The 19946-nt window shown below is 69.9% G+C and carries 15 protein-coding genes and 1 tRNA gene; 14 read left to right on the forward strand and 2 right to left on the reverse strand.

Annotated features, from left to right (window positions below; all coding sequences use genetic code 11):
• Positions 1-12: 12 nt before the first annotated feature.
• Both ku and ABTY59_RS25710 read left to right on the forward strand, forming a co-directional pair.
• Complete coding sequence (gene ku, locus ABTY59_RS25705; protein ID WP_352021401.1) at positions 13-990, forward strand: non-homologous end joining protein Ku; 978 nt, start codon at positions 13-15, stop codon at positions 988-990.
• A 395-nt stretch (positions 991-1385) separates the two neighbouring features.
• Positions 1386-2927, forward strand: coding sequence for a M4 family metallopeptidase (locus ABTY59_RS25710; protein WP_352021507.1), 1542 nt, complete (start codon positions 1386-1388; stop codon positions 2925-2927).
• A gap of 71 nt (positions 2928-2998) precedes the next feature.
• Here ABTY59_RS25710 and ABTY59_RS25715 read toward each other — a convergent pair whose 3' ends face one another.
• The gene (locus ABTY59_RS25715) at positions 2999-3793 is read right to left on the reverse strand and encodes a hypothetical protein (RefSeq protein WP_352021402.1); all 795 of its coding nucleotides are present in this window, start codon (positions 3791-3793) and stop codon (positions 2999-3001) included.
• A 436-nt stretch (positions 3794-4229) separates the two neighbouring features.
• On the opposite strand from ABTY59_RS25715, the gene ABTY59_RS25720 reads away from it, so the two are divergent.
• The 4 genes from ABTY59_RS25720 to ABTY59_RS25735 all read left to right on the forward strand — a co-directional run bounded on the left by ABTY59_RS25720 (position 4230) and on the right by ABTY59_RS25735 (position 8850).
• Entirely contained in the window at positions 4230-5798 is a 1569-nt protein-coding gene (locus ABTY59_RS25720; RefSeq protein ID WP_352021403.1) for a trypsin-like serine protease, read from the forward strand.
• A gap of 534 nt (positions 5799-6332) precedes the next feature.
• On the forward strand, positions 6333-6878 hold the full coding sequence (locus ABTY59_RS25725; RefSeq protein ID WP_352021404.1) for a hypothetical protein: 546 nt from the start codon (positions 6333-6335) through the stop codon (positions 6876-6878).
• Positions 6879-7395: 517 nt separating this feature from the next.
• Entirely contained in the window at positions 7396-8307 is a 912-nt protein-coding gene (locus tag ABTY59_RS25730) for a nuclease-related domain-containing protein (RefSeq protein ID WP_352021405.1), read from the forward strand.
• A gap of 120 nt (positions 8308-8427) precedes the next feature.
• Positions 8428-8850, forward strand: a complete 423-nt coding sequence (locus ABTY59_RS25735) for a hypothetical protein (RefSeq protein ID WP_352021406.1) — start codon at positions 8428-8430, stop codon at positions 8848-8850.
• A 217-nt stretch (positions 8851-9067) separates the two neighbouring features.
• On the opposite strand, the gene ABTY59_RS25740 is transcribed toward ABTY59_RS25735, so the two are convergent.
• Positions 9068-9139: transfer RNA gene (locus tag ABTY59_RS25740), tRNA-Arg, on the reverse strand.
• A gap of 159 nt (positions 9140-9298) precedes the next feature.
• On the opposite strand from ABTY59_RS25740, the gene ABTY59_RS25745 reads away from it, so the two are divergent.
• The 8 genes from ABTY59_RS25745 to ABTY59_RS25780 all read left to right on the forward strand — a co-directional run bounded on the left by ABTY59_RS25745 (position 9299) and on the right by ABTY59_RS25780 (position 19938).
• Positions 9299-9817, forward strand: coding sequence for a response regulator (locus ABTY59_RS25745; RefSeq protein ID WP_352021407.1), 519 nt, complete (start codon positions 9299-9301; stop codon positions 9815-9817).
• A 277-nt stretch (positions 9818-10094) separates the two neighbouring features.
• Positions 10095-11057, forward strand: a complete 963-nt coding sequence (gene nrtL / locus ABTY59_RS25750; protein WP_352021408.1) for an ArgS-related anticodon-binding protein NrtL — start codon at positions 10095-10097, stop codon at positions 11055-11057.
• A gap of 12 nt (positions 11058-11069) precedes the next feature.
• Positions 11070-12461, forward strand: a complete 1392-nt coding sequence (gene lysA, locus ABTY59_RS25755; protein WP_352021409.1) for a diaminopimelate decarboxylase — start codon at positions 11070-11072, stop codon at positions 12459-12461.
• Positions 12462-12612: 151 nt separating this feature from the next.
• The gene (locus ABTY59_RS25760) at positions 12613-13905 is read left to right on the forward strand and encodes a homoserine dehydrogenase (RefSeq protein WP_352021410.1); all 1293 of its coding nucleotides are present in this window, start codon (positions 12613-12615) and stop codon (positions 13903-13905) included.
• A gap of 6 nt (positions 13906-13911) precedes the next feature.
• Entirely contained in the window at positions 13912-14982 is a 1071-nt protein-coding gene (gene thrC / locus ABTY59_RS25765; protein WP_352021411.1) for a threonine synthase, read from the forward strand.
• Between the two features lie 284 nt (positions 14983-15266).
• Positions 15267-16184 (forward strand): homoserine kinase, encoded by a 918-nt coding sequence (gene thrB / locus ABTY59_RS25770; protein WP_352021412.1) that lies wholly within the window; start codon positions 15267-15269, stop codon positions 16182-16184.
• 417 nt (positions 16185-16601) lie between these two features.
• Positions 16602-18638: a transcription termination factor Rho gene (gene rho / locus ABTY59_RS25775; protein ID WP_352021413.1), complete on the forward strand. Its 2037-nt coding sequence runs from the start codon at positions 16602-16604 to the stop codon at positions 18636-18638.
• 205 nt (positions 18639-18843) lie between these two features.
• Positions 18844-19938, forward strand: a complete 1095-nt coding sequence (locus tag ABTY59_RS25780; RefSeq protein ID WP_352021414.1) for an LCP family protein — start codon at positions 18844-18846, stop codon at positions 19936-19938.
• The last annotated feature ends 8 nt before the right edge of the window (positions 19939-19946 follow it).

Consider the following 19946-nt stretch of genomic DNA (forward strand, 5'->3'; position numbering starts at 1 on the left):
AAGGCAGGAATCGTGCGATCCATCTGGAACGGCGCCATCTCCTTCGGGCTCGTCAGCATCCCGATCAAGCTGGTGAACGCCACCGAGAGCCGCTCCGTCTCCTTCCGCCAGATCCACACCGAGGACGGCGGCCGGGTCCGCTACAAGAAGGTGTGCGAGCTGGACGGGGAGGAGGTCCCGCAGGCGGAGATCGGCAAGGCGTACGAGGACGCCGACGGGACCATGATCCCGATCACCGACGAGGACCTGGCCGCGCTGCCGCTGCCCACCGCGAAGACGATCGAGATCGTCGCGTTCGTGCCGGCCGGGGAGATCGACCCGCTCCAGATGGACGCCGCGTACTACCTCTCGGCGAACGGCGTGCCCGCGGCCAAGCCGTACACCCTGCTCCGCGAGGCGCTCAAGCGCAGCGACAAGGTGGCGGTGGCGAAGTACGCCCTCCGGGGGCGGGAGCGGCTCGGCATGCTCCGGGTGGTGGACGACGTGATCGCCATGCACGGTCTGCTCTGGCCGGACGAGATCCGGGCGCCGGAGGGCGTGGCGCCCGAGAGCCCGGTCTCGGTGCGCGAGGCCGAACTGGACCTGGCGGACGCGCTGATGGCCACGCTGGGCGAGGTCGACATCAGCAGCCTGCACGACGACTACCGCACGGCGGTCGAGGAGATGATCGCGGCGAAGGCGGAGGGCGGGGAGGGCGTCGCACCCCCGGAGCCGGGCGAGGAGGCGGGCGGTGGCCGGGTCATCGACCTGATGGCGGCCCTGGAGAGCAGCGTCAGGGCGGCGAAGGAGGCGCGCGGGGAGGACGCGGTGGTGACGGAGCTCAAGCCGCGGGCGACGGCGAAGAAGAAGACGGCGACGGCGAAGAAGACGGCGACCGCGAAGAAGACGGCGGCGAAGAAGACGGCGGCGAAGAAGACCTCGGCGACGGCGAAGAAGACGGCGGCGAAGAAGACGGCCAAGAAGACACCCCCGCGCAAGCGCCCGGCGTGACCCCTGACACCCCTGACACCCCTGACGCCCCGGAGACTCCGCACCACACTCGAACCGCCTGAAAAAACGCCTCAAACACTCGAAACGCCCGAACCATCCGAAGCCCCCCGGTGACCCCTCCGGGGGGCTGTTCGCTGCCCTGATCCGGGCAGGGGGGACGCGGAAGAGGCCCGAACTCCCCGCATAGCGAACAGAGTTATCTGTCCTTCGGACAACACATGGTCAAATTCTTGTTGCAGACCTGTCAAACGGGCGAGCGCGCTGGCACGCTCACACCCGCACCACCCACCCCCACAACCCCCACGCTTTTCAGCGAAGGAGCCCGCGTGACCCGCCAGCAGTCCTCGCACCGCCGTACCACCGCCCGCGCCGCCGCCCTGATCGCATCGGCCGCCATGGTCGTCGTCGGAGTCCAGACCGGATCCGCCAGCGCCGATGCCCAGCGCGAAGCCGGGGCCACCGCGATCCAGCTGACCGGCACCCAGCGCGCCGCCGCCGTCCACGAGGCCCAGGGCGAGGCCGCCGCCACCGCCCGGGCCATCGGCCTGCCCGCCCAGGAGCAGCTGGTCGTCCGCGACGTCGTCAAGGACGCGGACGGCACCGTCCACACGCGCTACGAGCGCACCTACGAAGGCCTCCCGGTCCTCGGTGGCGACCTCGTCGTCCACGTGAGGAAGTCGGGCGCCCGCACCACCACCAAGGCGACCGAGGCCCGGATATCCGTGGCGAGCACCACCGCCGCGGTCCCGGCCGCGACGGCGAAGAAGACGGCCCTCGCGTCCGCCGCGAACGCCGACGAGTCCGCGTCCGGCGCCCGCAAGGTGATCTGGGCGGCCACCGGCAAGCCCGTCCTCGCCTGGGAGACGGTCGTCACCGGCGTCCAGGCCGACGGCACGCCGAGCCGCCGCACCGTCGTCACGGACGCCACCACCGGCAAGGAGCTCTTCGCCGACGAGGCGATCGAGACGGGCGTCGGCAACACGATGTACAGCGGGCAGGTGACGCTCGGCACGGCCCCCTCGTACACCCTCACCGACACCGCGCGCGGCGGCCACAAGACGTACGACCTGAACGGCGGCACGTCGGGCACCGGCACGCTGTTCACCAACTCCACGGACACGTGGGGCAACGGCCTCGCGAGCAACCGCGCGACGGCCGCCGCGGACGCCCACTACGGCGCGGCCGTCACGTGGGACTTCTACAAGAACGAGCTCGGCCGCAACGGCATCCGCGGCGACGGCGTCGCGGCGTACTCCCGCGTCCACTACGGCAACGCGTACGTGAACGCCTTCTGGGACGACTCCTGCTTCTGCATGACGTACGGCGACGGCATCGGCAACACCCACCCGCTCACGTCCCTGGACGTGGCCGGCCACGAGATGTCCCACGGCCTGACGTCCTCCACCGCGAACCTCCGCTACAGCGGCGAGTCCGGCGGCCTGAACGAGGCGACCTCCGACATCTTCGGCACCGCGGTCGAGTTCTACGCCGGCAACGCGTCCGACCAGGGCGACTACCTCATCGGCGAGAAGATCGACATCAACGGCGACGGCTCGCCGCTCCGTTACATGGACAAGCCCAGCAAGGACGGCAAGTCCGCCGACTACTGGTCGAAGTCGGTCGGCCGCCTGAACGTCCACTACTCCTCGGGCCCGGCCAACCACTTCTTCTACCTGCTCTCCGAGGGCAGCGGCACGAAGACGATCAACGGCGTCACCTACAACTCGCCCACGTCGAACGGCTCCACGGTCACCGGCATCGGCCGCCAGGCCGCGTACAAGATCTGGTACAAGGCCCTCACCACGTACATGACGTCCACCACGGGCTACTCGGGCGCCCGCACGGCCACCCTGAACGCGGCCAAGGACCTGTACGGCGCGAACAGCACCCAGTACAACGCGGTCGCCACGGCCTGGACGGCGATCAACGTCAAGTAGCCCCACACCCCAGAAGGCCCCGTCCACCCCACACCCCCCACGGACGGGGCCTTCGGGCACGGGAACTGCTGCTAGGTGTCGAAGTCCGGCGCCACGGTCGGAGCGGCAGGAGCATCCCGACGCCCTTCCCTCGCGGCGAACGCCTCGAAGCCGGGAGACTGGATCTGGTCGGCCACCAGGGCCTCCACCAGAACCGTCTTCGCTTCACGATCCGCGATGACCCCTCGGAAGATCAAGAAGAGCATGGGGACGCACAAGAGGGTCCACGACGCGTCGAGTTTCTCGTTGGCTGCGAAGCTCAGAACGATGCCGGCGAGACCGACGTTGACCTTGAACGATGCCTCTGCGGCCTTGCGGTCGTAGTCGCCGTACAGATCCTGGTTCGCCGCGTAGAGGCGCGTGCGCAGTTCCGGGAGCTCGGAGAGGAGCCGTGTGAGCCCCTCCGCGAGGACGGCCTCGTCTGCCGGCGAGAGTCTCCGGGCCGACTGCGCGAGTCCGAGGCGACTCCTGGCGTACCTCACGAGATCTCTCATCGAGCGACTGGACAGGAGCGGCGAGGAGTACACGATGGGGCCATCGGGAGAGGCCTTCGCCTTGAGGAGATGCCCGCTGGTCAGACGCGCCACCCCTACCGGCGAAAGCTCCAGCATGCTGCCCAGCACGTAGGCGACGAAGATGCTGGCCGCCAAGGTCGCCGGCTTCCCGGCCCATGCGACAAGCTCGTAGAACGGGGCCAGGGCAGGGGGTGCGTCCTTCCGGTCCGGTACGTGCTCGCCCGTGATCAGCAGGAGCGCCATCGCGTAGATGTAGCCCGCGGCCAGAGGCGTGCGCAGTTCCCGGATGCCAGGCAGCAGCGATGTCAGCACGACTGCATGCTCGCCGCGACGGAACGCCGAAGCGCCAGGACACGCGGACCGCCGGGCGGGACGGTGCCCGGCTGATCGATCGCCTTCGGCGTCGGCCCGGGTAATAACGGCTCGATCCTCGCCCCCGCTGGGCGTCAGTCGACGGCACACCCGGACCAACGGTCGAATGATCCGAAAGCCACTCGACTTCCTTGGCGCCGCTGACGCTCCCGAAGCCGCCGCGCGCTCGTACAGCTCGACCTCGAAGGAGATGCGCCCAGGGCCGGCCCTCGCTGAAACACGTCTGCGCGGTTGCCGTGGTGTTCCTGAAGTACGGGCGAGATCGACCGGAAGCTCCCCGCGTCCAAGATCGTGGCCACGCGGAACGGCCCGGTGCCGTTCCTCCGTACATGCCCGCCCGGCCTCACGACCGGCGGCGGACGAACGGGAGTCACACATGCGCACGTGGATGAGCCGAAGGACGGCCGCCGTCCTGACGACGGGGGCCGTGGCGATCACGAGCCTGGCCACCGCCTTGCCGGCGCAGGCCATCGTCGGGGGTACCGAGTCCACCCAGCCGTATTCGTTCATGGTCTCGCTCCAGTACGACGCTCCCCGCCCGGACGGACACCGGTGCGGGGCGGTGCTCATCGCTCCGCAGTGGGCGGTGACCGCAGGGCACTGCGCCAACACGCCGACGGGCTCGAAGGCGGGCGTTCCCCGTGGCTGGAAGGTCCGCGTCGGGTCGCTGGACGTCACCAACGGCGGCGAACTCGCCGAGGTCGACACGTTCTACCGGCGCACAGTCAAGTACGACCCCCCGGGCGAGGACATCGCGTTGCTGCACCTGCGCACCCCGGTGCGGGCCAAACCCGTACGGCTGGCCGAGACCACGCCCGCCGTGGGGACGCCCGTCCGCATCCTCGGCTGGGGCGAGGCCTCGGACGCCTGCGGCGACTTCGACGACCCCACGTGCTTTCCCAGCAGACTGCGCGAAGCCGACACCGAGGTCGTGCCGCTCAAGGAGTGCTGGGACGACGTCGACGCCACGTCGCCCTTGTGCGTCGGCCGCCTCGATCCCCCCGTCGGGCCGGGGATGACGGACTCGGGTGGACCTGCCCTGGTACGCGCGGGCGGAGAGTGGGTGCTGGCGGGGACGGTCATCGGTCCCGGCATCAGGGGCGCCAACTACCCCGCTCTGTACACCGATGTCGCGAAGAACTCCGCCTGGATCAACGGCATCGTGACCGGAACCGATGTGCCGCCCCTCGACCCGATCCCGAACGTGGAGGGCACGGCCAAGGTGGGCGACTGCCTGGGGTCCGTGGTGCGGCCCCCCACCGCGCGCCCCCAGGACCCGGCGTTGGCGCTGACCAACGGCCACTGCGTGCCGAGCGGTCGGCCCGCGCCGGGGAAGGCGCTGGTGGACCGGCCCGCCGATCTGGAGGGCCCGGTCACCATCAACGACTCCGCCGGCTACACCCGGACCACCGCCCGCGCGACCCGGCTGGTGTACGCGACGATGACGGGCACCGACATCGCGCTGTACCGGCTGGACAAGACCTACGCACAGCTGGCCGCGGAGGGCGCGAAGGTCTTCCGGTTGTCCACCACCCCGATGCGCAAGGGCGACCGGCTGTCCATGGCCTACGCCTCCAGCCGTCCGTCGTGCACGGTGGAGGCCGTGGCGCCGCACCTGCGGGAGGACGGCTACCAACAGGACCGCGCGGTGCGCTACGCCACCAGCGACAGCTGCGCCAGCAGGCCGGGCCACTCGGGCAGCGCACTGCTGGCGTCCGACGGGGAGACCGTCGTGGGCATCAACAACACCCACAACCGCGACGGCGAGCAGTGCACCAACAACAACCCCTGCGAGGTCGGCCGGGACGGATCCGTGACCGCGGTGCAGGGCCGCAGCTACGGCCAGCAGGTCCACCAGATCGCTGCCTGCCTCACCACGGGCTCCCGCCTGAAGCTGACCCACCCGAACTGCACACTGACCGGCGCCACGACAGGACGCCGCTAGGCCATCGCTCCGCGGCGAGATGCGGTGCCGGGCGTCGCGGGTCAGGCAAGATCCCTCACAGACAGCCTGGTCGTCTCACTCGCCACGACTCGCGCCCAGTGACACACAACGACAAAGACCCGGACTCAGCGAAACCGAGTCCGGGTCTCTGTGCCTGGCGCTCCTGCCGGTCAGCGACTCGATCACACTCTCCGACCCGAAGCGCCCCCGTCAGAATCCGAACTGCGCACACCGCTACGGAGGGCGCGTGTCGTCAGGGCGTCTATGGAGGTCAGAGGCCTACAAGCTGGTCACCAAGCCTGGCCGGTCCACAAAAAGGCCGCACGCCGCGAAGGCGGCGTCGCACCTCACCCGGTAGTGATGTGGGCACACGGGCTGCGCTGTGGGTATCCGTCGAGCACATCGGCTCTCACGGATTCCCAGAAAGCTATGGCGTCACGGAGATGCCCACCCAAGATGTGCCGGCTCGGCACCGCAACCCGTTTGGGTTTGCCCTGTGGCACACCAGAAGGGACCACGGTCAACCTGGTTCCCATGGGAACGCAGCCCGCCGCTCCACCACCGGATAGCCCCGCCGCTCCGTTGCCACAAGACTTCGTGGCCCGCGTGCGGTCGCTATGGGAGGAATTGCGCGATGAGCGGGCTAACCAGTACGACCGCCTCGACTCCCTCAATGTTGCCACCTCAACGCTGCTCGGCTTTGAGGGAATCTTGATCGTGCTCGTGCCAGGGCTCACGGTGTCGCCAGGGTGGCGAACGGCTGGGATGATTGCACTGGCCATCAGCATCGCCACGCTGCTCTATTGCCTCCTTGATATGCCGCTCCTGGGCCCCAAGGACTGGCGGAAGCGCAGCAAGCGCTCACTTGCGGCCGTCGATCCAGTGGAACTTGATGATTACCTGACGGACACATCGGATCACGTATTGCTACGGCTCTATGTCAATGAAGGGGCCATGGTCATGGAGAACCATGACTGGTTGCTTTTGCCGAAGCGTCGTACGCTGCAAGCAGGCGTTATCCTGTTCGGCGTCGCGTTTGCTCTTCTTGGCGTCGGAGCGCTAGTCCAGCTTTGGAGCTGACAGATGAGCACGGCAAATCCATCAGCCAGTCCCCGCCGACAGGAACAGCGGGAAGAAGCCTCAGATCGGTACCGGCTCGTCGACGTCGCTATGCCTGATGGAACCGTCAAGAAGGTCAAGGTCAAGATGCCAAAGGCCGACCGCAACGTGATCGCCTATGTAGGTGCTGAGCGGCTTCGGCGAGGAAAGCGGCACTAGACGCTCCAGGTCGGCTCCCGCATCCTCGTGTCCTGCGGCAAGCTCGGCTTAGCGACACGCTCATCGGCCAAATGGAGACGGCTACCTTTGGCAGCCCGGCCGCAGTCGGCTGCGCTCCCGGCCACCCATGCCCTGTGACGGTTGCGGTGCCTGTAGCCCGCTTGTTGAGCTGCCCATCAACCCAAGCCGTAGGCGCGCGGCGGGTGCCCTTGACGAGGTAGAGAAATCTGTAACAGCTTGCTCCGATCCCGGCGGTCTTGTCGGCATGGCCGCCAAGTGCTGGCATGTGTGTGGGGACGGCATGCCTGGGGGGCGATCTGTGAGCGATCTGACGGTGAATCCGTGGAAGCGGCACGGCAAGGACCGGCTGTACGTGAACCTGCCGAACGGGGCAGCTGTCGCATGGGCGGATCGAGCGACCAAGGTCGTGACGATCAAGGTTCAGAAGTACCAGGATGAAGCGCTTGCCTTACTGCGGAGACACCTTGGCGATGGCGTCACGGTCGGCTCCTCGTCGGCCGGCGCAGCCCCCTCGGCCCTTGCGCCTCGCGCTCCAGAGCCCTCTCCGGCGCCTGAGCGGCGCGCTCCACGGTCCGCATCCCTCCCGCCACTGGCACCCAGTGAGGACCTGGCGAGGAACCGCCCCGGCGCTCGACTCCTCGGTCTGATCGCCGAGAGGGGCCCTTCAACCGCTCAACGCCTCAAGGCCAAGGTGCTGAGACAGGCTTCCGATTGGGATACCTGGTACACCGGGCTTGACGGGGAGCAACGGGTAGGCCGAGAGCTGGCACGCCTCGCTCCTCTCGGCTGGCGGGTCCTCCACGGCATCGAGAAGAGCAACGGCGGCGACATCGATCACTTGTTGATCGGTCCCGGCGGCGTGTTCAGCATCAACACCAAGACGCATCGGGGCGCTTCGGTCTGGGTCGGCGACACGATGGCCAAGGTCAACGGCGGGAAGCCGCACCCCTATGCAGCCGCGAGCAAGGCTGAGGCCGACTACGTACGAGTAGTGCTGGGGCGCTACTGCGGTTTCGACGTGCCCGTGGAGCCGGTCCTTGTGTTCGTCGGTGTTGAGCGCCTCCAGCGGACGGCCACCCAGTACACGGTCCGCGTCTATCAGGAACGAGAGGTCGCCGCTCTCGGCCCCCTCGCCGGCAAACTCACGTCCGAACAGGTGGAGGCCGTGTACGCCGTCGCGCGTCACCGGCGAGCCTGGCTGAGGACATGACCTTCTCGTCGCGGAGGAGACGGCTTGCGAAGCTCCCCGATCATCGAGCGAGGGGGACTGTCAGTGTGATCGCCTACGCTGCGCTTCCGTTCGGACGGTTCGAATGGGGAGGGGACAGCGATGGGCGGTAACGCGTGGACGCAGACGGTCCCGTATCAGCCTGATCTGGCGGCTGCATTCCGGCAGGCCCAGGAAGCGAGCCTGGCGGAGGACGACCACGGCTTCGGAGGGCGGTCCGTCGAGGAGCTGTGGCGCGATCCGGACTGGCACGAGTACATCTTCACCGGCGGTACGTGCACCGTGCTGGACTTCCCCGACATGATCGATGCCACGGATCGGAGCGACGGTCCGTTCATGCGGCCGCTGACCGACAGCGAAGTGCGTGCCTGGTCCCCGGACGGCCGACCCACCTACGAGGACTGGGACGAGGCTCTCGACACAGGGCGGTTGGAGTTCCCCGACCGTGCCCAGGGGAACTGCACGGTGCTCTACCGCGACGGCCGGCCGGACCTGATCGGTTACTGGGGAGTGACCGCCGACTAGTCGGACCGCGTCGCTCCATCGTGAGGCCCTGGGACCCGTCCGGGGCCTTCGTCGTTTCCGGGCTTCCACCTGCGCCGATGCCCTGAGGATCTGTCCACGAATAGTCCACGGGCCCCGACATACGGCCGCTCAGCGCGGCACACGCCTGCGCATACAACAAGACCCCGTCCTCAGCGTTTCCGCTGATCACGGGGTCTGTGTGGCACTTCCTGCGAAGTGCCCCCGGCAGGATTCGAACCTGCGCACACGGCTCCGGAGGCCGTTGCTCTATCCCCTGAGCTACGGGGGCGTTCGCCGTGTTCTTGGCGACGGGTAGAACCCTACCAGCTCTGTGGGCGTGCCTGTGAACAGGTATTTCCGGGGCGTCACCAGGGGTCGGGTCCCCCGCACGGGTCAGAAGTGGGTAAAACCCGGACGCAGCCGTTCGGGGCCGCCTACTCTCGTTCGTGTGTCAGGCGTGTCCGGTCGGGTGCTCGTTGTCGATGACAACAAGGTGATCCGGCAGTTGATCAGGGTCAATCTCGAACTCGAGGGGTTCGAGGTCGTGACCGCGGCCGATGGTGCCGAGTGTCTGGATGTCGTACATCAGGTCTGTCCTGATGTCGTCACCCTGGACGTCGTCATGCCCCGCTTGGACGGGATCAAGACCGCCGAGCGGCTGCGCGCCGACCCCCGGACCAGTCATCTGCCCGTGGCGATCATCAGTGCCTGCGGCGAGCACGAGGTCGGTGGCGTCGACGCCTTCCTCGCCAAACCCTTCGAGCCCTCGGAGCTGGTGCGCGTCGTGCGGCAGTTGATGCACCGCGAGCGGCGGGAGCGGCCCGAGGGGGCCGGGCAGGGCGGGGCCGGCGGGGCCGAGGGGGCCGACGGGGGAGAGGAGCCTGACTCTGTCGAGTCTGTCGAGCCCCTGCCGGAGTCGGGCCCCCGACCGGCCGGGAGTGCTCACCGGTCCCGACCCCTCGGATGACGCGCCGGCCCCGGTTTAGTGGGTGATGTGCTGTCCCGGTTTCTCGGGTGACCCACCGGTCCCGGTTCCGTGGGTGATGCGCCGGCCCCGGTCCCTCGGGTGATGTGCCCAGTCCCCCCGTCCCTCGTCTGACGCGCTCGCCCGTGCCCTTTCGGCTTTCGGGGGTCGCCGTTCCTCGGGTCGCTCGTCGTTCCTCGTGCGGGGTGCATCCGTCCTCGGTGCCCGCATGGCGAAACCGGTTCGCGTTTCGACCCCCCTCCTCCCCTAGGCTTGTCCCGTGACCCCCGCGGACCTCTCCCTCACCGTGCAGCACGCCGTGCGCCGTGCGGTCGACGACGGTGCGCTGCGGGTCGACGTCCCTTCCCGCGTGAAGGTCGAGCGGGCCCGCCCCGGTGGTACCGGGGACTACGCCAGCAGCGTCGCCCTGGGCCTCGCCCGGTCCGCCGGGCGCAGCGCCCTCGACGTCGCCGGGGTCCTGAAGGAGCGGCTCAAGGGAGCGCCCGGGATCCTCGCCGTCGACATCACGGGGCCCGGGTTCCTGAACTTCACCCTCCGCCGTGACGCCGGCGGCGATCTCGTACGGGCGATCCGCACCGCCGGAGCCGCCTATGGACACGGTTCGGCGCTCTCCGGGAGCGTCCTCCGGTTCGCCGAGGTGACAGAGTCGAGGGCCGAGGTCGTCACGGATGTCGTCCTCCGGTTGCTGCGGAGCCAGGGGGCCGACGCGCGCTTCGGCGGGGACGAGCGGATCCATGTGCGGGGTGGGGCGTACGAGCCTGAGGTGCTCGGTGTCGATGCCGCCCGGTGGTCGCTGCTGCGGGCCGCTCCGCAGGACCGGGCCCTCGACGGGCCGCCCCTCCTCGTCCAGCACGAGCGCAATTCCCTCTTCCGTGTCCGGTACGCCCACGCCCGTGTCCGGCGGCTGCTCGTCAACGGGACGCAGCTCGGGATCACGCCCTCGTACGAGACCGACCTCCACGCCCCCGACCTTCTCGGCGTCCTCGGCGACCACCCCGTCGTCCTCCTCTCCGCCGCCCGCCACCGCGCCCCCGATCGGGTCGCCCGGCACCTCGAAGCCACCGCCGACGCGCTGCTCGCGTTCCAGCACACCGTTCTGCCGCTCGGCGACGAGAAACCCTCGGCCGCCCACCGATCCCGGCTCGCGCTCGCCGAAGCCGCCGGGACGGTGCTCGCCGGTGGCCTCTCCCTGCTCGGCATCAGCGCACCCGACCAGATCTGAAAGACGCAGACCATGAGCCGTTCCGCCCACCCCGCCGGGCCCCGCCACGCCGACGTCCTTCCCGAGGGGCACTACTCCGCTCCGCCCGCCGACCTCAACGCCCTCGACCCGAAGGTGTGGGCCCGGACCGTCACGCGCGACGCGCGCGGGGTCGTGACCGTCGGCGGCATCGGCGTCGACGCCCTCGCCGAGGAGTTCGGCACGCCCGCCTACTTCCTGGACGAGACCGACTTCCGCGCCCGCTGCCGCGCCTGGGCCGAGGCCTTCGGCAGGGACGCCGACGTGTTCTACGCCGGGAAGGCGTTCCTCTCCCGCGCCATCGTGCGGTGGCTCAAGGAGGAGGGGCTGAACCTCGACGTGTGTTCCGGCGGTGAGCTGACCACCGCTCTCTCCGCCGGGATGCCCGCCGAGCGGATCGCCTTCCACGGGAACAACAAGAGCGAGGAGGAGATCCGCACGGCCGTCGAGGCCGGCGTCGGGCGGATCGTGCTCGACTCCTTCCAGGAGATCGTGCGGGTCGCCCACATCGCCCAGGCCCTGGGCAAGCGGCAGCGCGTGCAGATCCGGGTGACCGTGGGTGTGGAGGCGCACACGCACGAGTTCATCGCCACCGCGCACGAGGACCAGAAGTTCGGCATCGCCCTCGCGGGCGGGCAGGCCGCCGAGGCCGTGCGGCGGGCCCTCAAGCTCGACGGTCTCGAGCTCATCGGCATTCATTCGCACATCGGCTCGCAGATCTTCGACATGGCCGGTTTCGAGGTTTCCGCCCGGCGTGTCGTGCAGTTGCTCGCCGAGGTGCGCGACGAGCACGGGGTCGAGCTGCCCGAGATCGACCTCGGCGGCGGGCTGGGGATCGCGTACACCTCGGAGGACGATCCCCGTGAGCCGCACGAGATCGCCAAGGCGCTGAGCGAGATCGTCACCCGGGAGTGCGAGGCCGCGGGGCTGCGGACGCCGCGGATCTCCGTGGAGCCGGGCCGGGCCATCGTGGGCCCGACCGCCTTCACCCTCTACCGGGTCGGCACCGTCAAGCCCCTCGAAGGGCTGCGGACGTACGTGAGCGTCGACGGCGGCATGTCGGACAACATCCGCACGGCCCTGTACGACGCCGAGTACAGCGTCAGCCTCGTCTCGCGGACCAGCGACGCCGAGCCGATGCTCTCCCGCGTCGTCGGCAAGCACTGCGAGAGCGGCGACATCGTCGTACGGGACGCCTTCCTCCCCTCGGACCTGGCGCCCGGCGACCTGATCGCCGTGCCGGCCACCGGCGCGTACTGCCGGTCCATGGCCAGCAACTACAACCACGCCCTCCGGCCGCCCGTCGTCGCCGTGCGCGACGGCGAGGCGCGGGTCATCGTGCGACGGGAGACGGAGGAAGATCTCCTGCGTCTCGACGTGGGCTGATGAAATAGTCGCGTGGTGAAATAGCCGGGTGATGAAATCGATGTCTCAGGATCCGGACGTAGGGCGGAATCCCTCGTCCGGTGAGTGAGACTGGTTCTCCGTAGAGATACGAAACCGTAGAGATACGAAGCAGTACGAGAAACGAGGTCGGATGATGCGTACGCGTCCGCTGAAAGTGGCGCTGCTGGGCTGTGGAGTGGTCGGCTCAGAGGTGGCGCGCATCATGACGACGCACGCCGACGACCTCGCCGCGCGCATCGGCGCGCCGGTCGAGCTCGCCGGCGTGGCCGTCCGCCGGCCCGACAAGGTCCGCGGGGGCGTCCCCGCCGAGCTGATCACCACCGACGCGACGGCCCTCGTGAAACGCGGGGACATCGACGTCGTCGTCGAGGTCATCGGCGGCATCGAGCCGGCCCGCACCCTCATCACCACCGCCTTCGAGCACGGCGCCTCCGTCGTCTCGGCGAACAAGGCGCTGCTCGCCCAGGACGGTGCGAGCCTCTACGCCGCCGCCCAGCAGCACGGGCAGGACCTGTACTACGAGGCCGCCGTCGCCGGCGCCATCCCGCTCATCCGGCCGCTGCGCGAGTCCCTCGCCGGCGACAAGATCAACCGGGTGATGGGCATCGTCAACGGCACGACGAACTTCATCCTCGACAAGATGGACACCTCGGGCGCCGGATACTCCGAGGCGCTCGACGAGGCCACCGCGCTCGGTTACGCCGAGGCCGACCCGACCGCCGACGTCGAGGGCTTCGACGCCGCCGCCAAGGCCGCCATTCTCGCCGGCATCGCCTTCCACACGCGCGTGCGTCTCGACGACGTCTACCGCGAGGGCATGACCGAGGTCACCGCCGCGGACTTCGCCTCCGCCAAGCAGATGGGCTGCACCATCAAGCTGCTCGCGATCTGCGAGCGGGCGGCCGACGGCGGGTCCGTCACCGCGCGCGTGCACCCCGCGATGATCCCGCTCAGCCACCCGCTGGCCTCCGTCCGCGAGGCGTACAACGCCGTCTTCGTGGAGGCGGACGCCGCCGGGCAGCTCATGTTCTACGGCCCCGGGGCGGGCGGCTCGCCGACCGCCTCCGCCGTACTCGGCGACATCGTCGCCGTCTGCCGCAACCGTCTCAACGAGGCGACGGGCCCCGGCGAGTCCGCGTACACCCAGCTGCCCGTGAGCTCCATGGGCGAGGTCGTCACGCGGTACCACATCAGTCTCGACGTGGCCGACAAGCCGGGCGTCCTCGCCCAGGTCGCGACGGTCTTCGCCGAGCACGGCGTATCCATCGATACGGTGCGCCAGAAGGGCAAGGACGGCGAGGCCTCCCTCGTCGTCGTCACCCACCGCGCGCCCGACGCCGCCCTCTCCGGGACCGTCGAGGCGCTGCGCAAGCTCGACACCGTGCGCGGTGTCGCCAGCATCATGCGTGTTGAAGGGGAGTAAGGACCCATGACCCACAAGGGCACCCACCAGTGGCGCGGCATCATCGAGGAGTACCGGGACCGCCTTCCGGTCACGGACACGACGCCGGTCGTCACGCTCCGTGAGGGCGGCACGCCGCTCGTCCCCGCTCAGGTCCTCTCCGAGCGCACGGGCTGCGAGGTGCACCTCAAGGTCGAGGGCGCCAACCCCACCGGCTCCTTCAAGGACCGGGGCATGACCATGGCCATCACCAGGGCCAAGGAGGAGGGCGCGCAGGCCGTCATCTGCGCGTCCACCGGCAACACCTCGGCGTCCGCCGCCGCCTACGCCGTGCGCGCCGGGATGGTCTCCGCCGTCCTCGTGCCGCAGGGCAAGATCGCGCTCGGCAAGATGGGCCAGGCCCTCGTGCACGGCGCGAAGATCCTCCAGGTCGACGGCAACTTCGACGACTGCCTGACGCTGGCCCGGAGCCTCTCCGAGAACTACCCGGTGGCGCTGGTCAATTCGGTCAACCCGGTCCGCATCGAGGGGCAGAAGACCGCCGCGTTCGAGATCGTGGACATGCTGGGCGACGCCCCCGACATCCATGTGCTGCCCGTGGGCAACGCCGGCAACATCACGGCGTACTGGAAGGGGTACCGCGAGTACGCCGCCGACGGGCTCGCCACGCACCGCCCGCGCATGTGGGGCTTCCAGGCCTCCGGCTCCGCCCCGCTCGTGCGCGGCGAGGTCGTCAAGGACCCGTCGACGATCGCGACCGCGATCCGCATCGGCAACCCGGCCTCGTGGGACTACGCGATCGCCGCGCGCGACGAGTCGGGCGGCTTCATCGACGAGGTGACGGACCGTGAGATCCTGCAGGCGTACCGCCTGTTGGCCGCGCAGGAGGGCGTCTTCGTCGAGCCCGCCTCGGCCGCGTCGGTCGCCGGTCTGCTGAAGGCCGCCGCGCAGGGCAAGGTCGACCCCGGTCAGCGGATCGTCTGCACCGTGACCGGAAACGGCCTCAAGGACCCCGACTGGGCCGTCGCCGGCGCGCCGCAGCCGGTGACCGTCCCGGTCGACGCCGCGACCGCCGCCGAGCGCCTCGGTCTGGCCTGATCCACACCCCCCGGGCGGGGGAGCGGCACTGATCGAAACCCGATCAGGAACGTACATAGGCGCACAGGTTGGCGCGCGACACGCATCGTGCGCCTCCTGTGCGCCCTATGTCGCCACAGAACCTTCCTTCGATAGGCTGTACCGAACCCGCCCCGACGCATATGCGCCGTGTCGTTGCCGTTGTCGCCCCCGTGGCCGAAACGGCCCCCGGGTTCCCCGAGTACTTCTCTTGAATACCCGTTGTCTGAAACACCGTTTTCGCGATCAAGGAGAGTCAACGAGCGATGGCCGGTCCAGCGTTCCGCGCCGCCGCCGTACGGGTGCGCGTCCCCGCCACCAGCGCCAACCTCGGCCCGGGCTTCGACGCCTTCGGCCTGTCGCTGGGGCTCTATGACGACGTCGTCGTCAGGGTCGCCGACTCCGGGCTGCACGTCGACATCGCCGGCGAGGGCGCCGAGACGCTTCCGCGCGACGAGAGCCACCTGCTCGTACGCTCCCTGCGCACGGCCTTCGACCTGCTCGGCGGACAGCCGCGCGGCCTGGAGGTCGTCTGCGCCAACCGCATCCCGCACGGCCGCGGCCTCGGCTCCTCCTCCGCCGCCATCTGCGCCGGCATCGTCGCCGCCCGCGCCGTGACCATAGGCGGGGACGCCCGGCTCGACGAGGCCGCCCTGCTGGAGCTGGCCACCGAGATCGAGGGCCACCCCGACAACGTCGCCGCCTGTCTGCTCGGCGGATTCACGCTCGCCTGGACCGAGTCCGGCGCCGCGCGGGCGATCAGGATGGATCCCTCGGATTCCATCGTTCCGGTGGTTTTCGTCCCCGGGAAGCCCGTGCTGACCGAGACCGCCCGCGGACTCCTGCCGCGCACCGTCCCGCACGTGGACGCCGCCGCCAACGCCGGGCGCGCCGCCCTCCTCGTCGAGGCCCTGACCCGCCGCCCCGAGCTGCTGCTGTCGGCCACCGAGGACCGGCTGCACCAGGAGTACCGCGCTCCCGCGATGCCGGAGAGCATCGCCCTGGTGAACCGACTGCGCGCGGACGGCGTCCCCGCGGTCATCTCCGGCGCGGGCCCCACGGTCCTCGCGCTGGCCGAACACGGGACGGCCGACAAGGTCGCCCGCCTCGCGGGCGAGGGATGGGCCGCGAACCGGCTCGACCTCGACGCGTCCGGAGCGAGCGTCCTGCCGCTGGCGCCCTAGGCGCGTGGCGGCCGGGGCGCCGGGCAGCGCCTCGGACAGGAGATTGCCGGTGAGGGAGAGGGGGAATGTTTGTTGGAGCCGGTAGTGTTAACCTCAAGTCTGCACCTGACCTCTTTGTGGAGCGGTGCGGAGTGTCCCCATCAGGGACCACCCATTCTTCCGGGAGCCTCCCCAACTGCCTGAGCAGCCTGCCTGAGCAGTTTCGAGCACGCTCCGGAACCGGCACGACACCCCTCGCTCTTCAGCAGTGAGGGCCGAGCAGGGGGCGCTCGGGCCGGACCCACAGCACGTTTTCTCCCTCCGCCGTACCCGGCGGGACCACCGCCCCGGACACGGTCCACGAACCAGGACCCTGCCGGACAGCACAACCGGTCGCCGAGCCAGATGGCCGACGTCCGCTCCAGGGAAGGACCCTTCGTGAGCGACACCACCGATCTGATGGGCGTGACTGCCGACAACAGTGTCGACAACGCCGCGCCCGCCGCAGGTGCCACCGGCACCGCACGGCGCCGCCGCTCCGGCACCGGCCTCGAGGGCATGGTCCTGGCCGAGCTGCAGCAGGTCGCGTCCGGCCTCGGCATCAGGGGCACCGCGCGGATGCGCAAGAGCCAGCTGATCGAGGTCATCAAGGAGGCGCAGGCCGGAGGCTCCGCCGCCCCCGCCAAGGCCGCCGACACCGCCGACGCCAAGCCGAAGCGCCGCGCCACCTCCAAGGCCCGCACGGGCGAGACCGCCGAGGCCGCCGCGCCCAAGGCGGAGAAGGCCGAGAAGGCCGTCGCCCAGCAGCAGATCGACATCCCGGGCCAGCCGGCCGCCGACGACGCCCCGGCCGGCGAGCGCCGCCGCCGTCGCGCCACCGCCCCCGCCGGTTCGCCGGAGGGCGAGGCCAAGGCGGAGGCCGCCCAGGCCGTCAAGACCGAGGCCCGCACCGAGACCCGCGAGGTCAAGGGCGAGCCGCAGGCCGACGCCAAGGCCGAGGCCGCCGTCGACGGCGCCGAGGGCCGTGGCCGCCGTGACCGCGGCGAGCGCGGGGAGCGCGGCGAGCGCCGTGACCGCCGCGACCGCCAGCGTGACCGCAAGGGCGACGACCAGCAGGGCGCCGGCCAGGGCGGCCAGCGCCAGCGTCAGGGTGGCCAGGGCCAGGGCGGCCAGGGCCAGCAGGGCGGCCAGCAGGGTGGCCAGCAGGCCGGCCCGCAGGACGACTACGACGACGAGGCGGGCGGCCGTCGCGGCCGTCGCGGGCGCTACCGCGACCGCCGCGGCCGTCGGGGCCGTGACGACTTCCAGGCCGGCGAGCCGCAGGTCGCCGACGACGACGTCCTGATCCCCGTCGCGGGCATCCTCGACATCCTCGACAACTACGCGTTCATCCGGACCTCCGGCTACCTGCCCGGCCCGAACGACGTGTACGTCTCCCTGGCCCAGGTCCGCAAGAACGGCCTGCGCAAGGGCGACCACGTCACCGGCGCCGTGCGTCAGCCGAAGGAGGGCGAGCGCCGCGAGAAGTTCAACGCGCTGGTCCGCCTGGACTCCGCGAACGGCATGGCCGCCGACTCCGGCCGCGGCCGCCCGGAGTTCAACAAGCTGACCCCGCTGTACCCGCAGGACCGCCTCCGTCTGGAGACGGACCCGGGCGTGCTGACCACCCGCATCATCGACCTCGTGTCGCCGATCGGAAAGGGCCAGCGCGGTCTGATCGTGGCCCCGCCGAAGACCGGCAAGACCATGATCATGCAGGCGATCGCCAACGCGATCACGCACAACAACCCCGAGTGCCACCTGATGGTCGTCCTGGTCGACGAGCGTCCGGAAGAGGTCACCGACATGCAGCGGTCGGTCAAGGGCGAGGTCATCTCCTCGACCTTCGACCGTCCGGCCGAGGACCACACCACCGTCGCCGAGCTGGCCATCGAGCGCGCCAAGCGCCTCGTGGAGCTGGGTCACGACGTGGTCGTCCTGCTCGACTCGATCACCCGCCTGGGCCGCGCGTACAACCTCGCGGCGCCCGCCTCCGGCCGCATCCTGTCCGGTGGTGTCGACTCGACCGCGCTCTACCCGCCGAAGCGCTTCTTCGGTGCCGCGCGCAACATCGAGGACGGCGGCTCGCTGACCATCCTGGCCACCGCGCTGGTCGACACCGGCTCGCGGATGGACGAGGTGATCTTCGAGGAGTTCAAGGGCACCGGCAACATGGAGCTCAAGCTCGACCGGAAGCTCGCCGACAAGCGCATCTTCCCGGCCGTCGACGTCGACGCCTCGGGCACGCGCAAGGAGGAGATCCTCCTCGGCAGCGACGAGCTCGCCGTCACCTGGAAGCTGCGTCGCGTGCTGCACGCGCTCGACCAGCAGCAGGCGATCGAGCTGCTGCTCGACAAGATGAAGCAGACGAAGTCGAACGGCGAGTTCCTGCTCCAGATCCAGAAGACCACTCCTGGAGCCGGCAACAACGACTGACGCGAGAGCTGCGTCACACGACGACAGCGGGGCCCAGGTCCCGTGACCCCGTCGTGACCTGCGTGAACCACTGCGCCCACCGTGTCCGCACGGTGGGCGCAGTGCCGTTTCCGGGCAGAGTTCACCCAAACCTCACAGGGTCGTATGCAACCCTTTCGGGTGGTTCGCCGTCACAGAAGGTGAATCCGACGGGCGAGGGAAGACGATGACCGAGCAGAGCACGAGCGGCCGCGCACGCGGCGCGGGCAGCGGCCGACGCCGCAAGCAGCGCGCCAAACGGCGCAAGGCGCCGATCCTGATAGCGGGGGCCGCCGCGGTCCTCGTCCTCGGCGGCGCCGGACTCGGCTACGTCTACTTCAAGCTCGACGGCAACCTCAAGGGCGTCGACATCAACGCCCAGCTCGGCACCGAGCGCCCCGTCGACGTCGACAACGGCTCCCTCGACATCCTCGTCCTCGGCTCCGACTCACGCTCCGGCGACAACGGCGCCTACGGCAAGGACGAGGGCGGCGCCCGCTCCGACACCGCGATGGTCGTCCACGTCTACGAGGGCCACAAAAAGGCGAGCGTGGTCTCCATACCCCGCGACACCCTCATAGACCGGCCCGCCTGCACCGACGAGAAGGGCACGGCCGTCCCCGGCGAACACCGGGCCATGTTCAACACCGCGTACGAGGTCGGCGGCCCCGCCTGCGCCGTCAAGACCGTCGAGTCGATGTCCGGCATCCGCATGGACCACTACATCGAGGTCGACTTCACGGGCTTCAAGAAGCTCATCGACGAGCTGGGCGGCGTCGAGATCACCACGACGCGGGCCATCGAGGACTCCAAGAGCCACCTCGACCTCACCCCGGGCACGCACACCCTCGACGGCGAGCAGTCCCTCGGCCTCGTCCGCACCCGCAAGAGCGTCGGCGACGGCAGCGACCTCGGCCGCATCCAGCTCCAGCAGGCCTTCATGAAGGCCTTCATCGAGCAGGTCAAGGACGTCGGCGTCTTCTCCAACCCGGCCAAGCTGTACGGTCTCGCCGACGCCGCCACCAAGGCCATCAGGCCCGACTCGGAGCTCGACTCGGTCCAGGAGCTGATGGGCTTCGCCAAGGGCCTCTCCGGCATCGGCGCGCAGAACGTGCACATGGTCACCCTGCCCGTCGAGTACGACCCCCGGGACCCCAACCGCGTCGTCCCCCTCGAAGCCCAGTCGAAGCAGGTCTGGAAGGCGCTCAAGGGCGACCTGCCGATCCCGGCGTCGGCCACGAAGGACACCGCCACCGGGCAGGCCGGCGGCGTCGTGAAGTAGCCCGGGAA

Origin of the sequence: Streptomyces sp. NPDC096079 (assembly GCF_040303145.1) — a bacterium.
GTDB lineage: Bacteria > Actinomycetota > Actinomycetes > Streptomycetales > Streptomycetaceae > Streptomyces.

Coding starts and splice junctions, on each gene's coding strand:
- ABTY59_RS25725 (WP_352021404.1), top strand. CDS start 6,333: ATGGGAACGCAGCCCGCCGCTCCACCACCGGATAGCCCCGCCGCTCCG.
- lysA (WP_352021409.1), top strand. CDS start 11,070: ATGAGCCGTTCCGCCCACCCCGCCGGGCCCCGCCACGCCGACGTCCTT.
- ABTY59_RS25735 (WP_352021406.1), top strand. CDS start 8,428: ATGGGCGGTAACGCGTGGACGCAGACGGTCCCGTATCAGCCTGATCTG.
- ABTY59_RS25760 (WP_352021410.1), top strand. CDS start 12,613: ATGATGCGTACGCGTCCGCTGAAAGTGGCGCTGCTGGGCTGTGGAGTG.
- ABTY59_RS25710 (WP_352021507.1), top strand. CDS start 1,386: ATGGTCGTCGTCGGAGTCCAGACCGGATCCGCCAGCGCCGATGCCCAG.
- thrB (WP_352021412.1), top strand. CDS start 15,267: ATGGCCGGTCCAGCGTTCCGCGCCGCCGCCGTACGGGTGCGCGTCCCC.
- ABTY59_RS25780 (WP_352021414.1), top strand. CDS start 18,844: ATGACCGAGCAGAGCACGAGCGGCCGCGCACGCGGCGCGGGCAGCGGC.
- thrC (WP_352021411.1), top strand. CDS start 13,912: ATGACCCACAAGGGCACCCACCAGTGGCGCGGCATCATCGAGGAGTAC.
- ABTY59_RS25720 (WP_352021403.1), top strand. CDS start 4,230: ATGCGCACGTGGATGAGCCGAAGGACGGCCGCCGTCCTGACGACGGGG.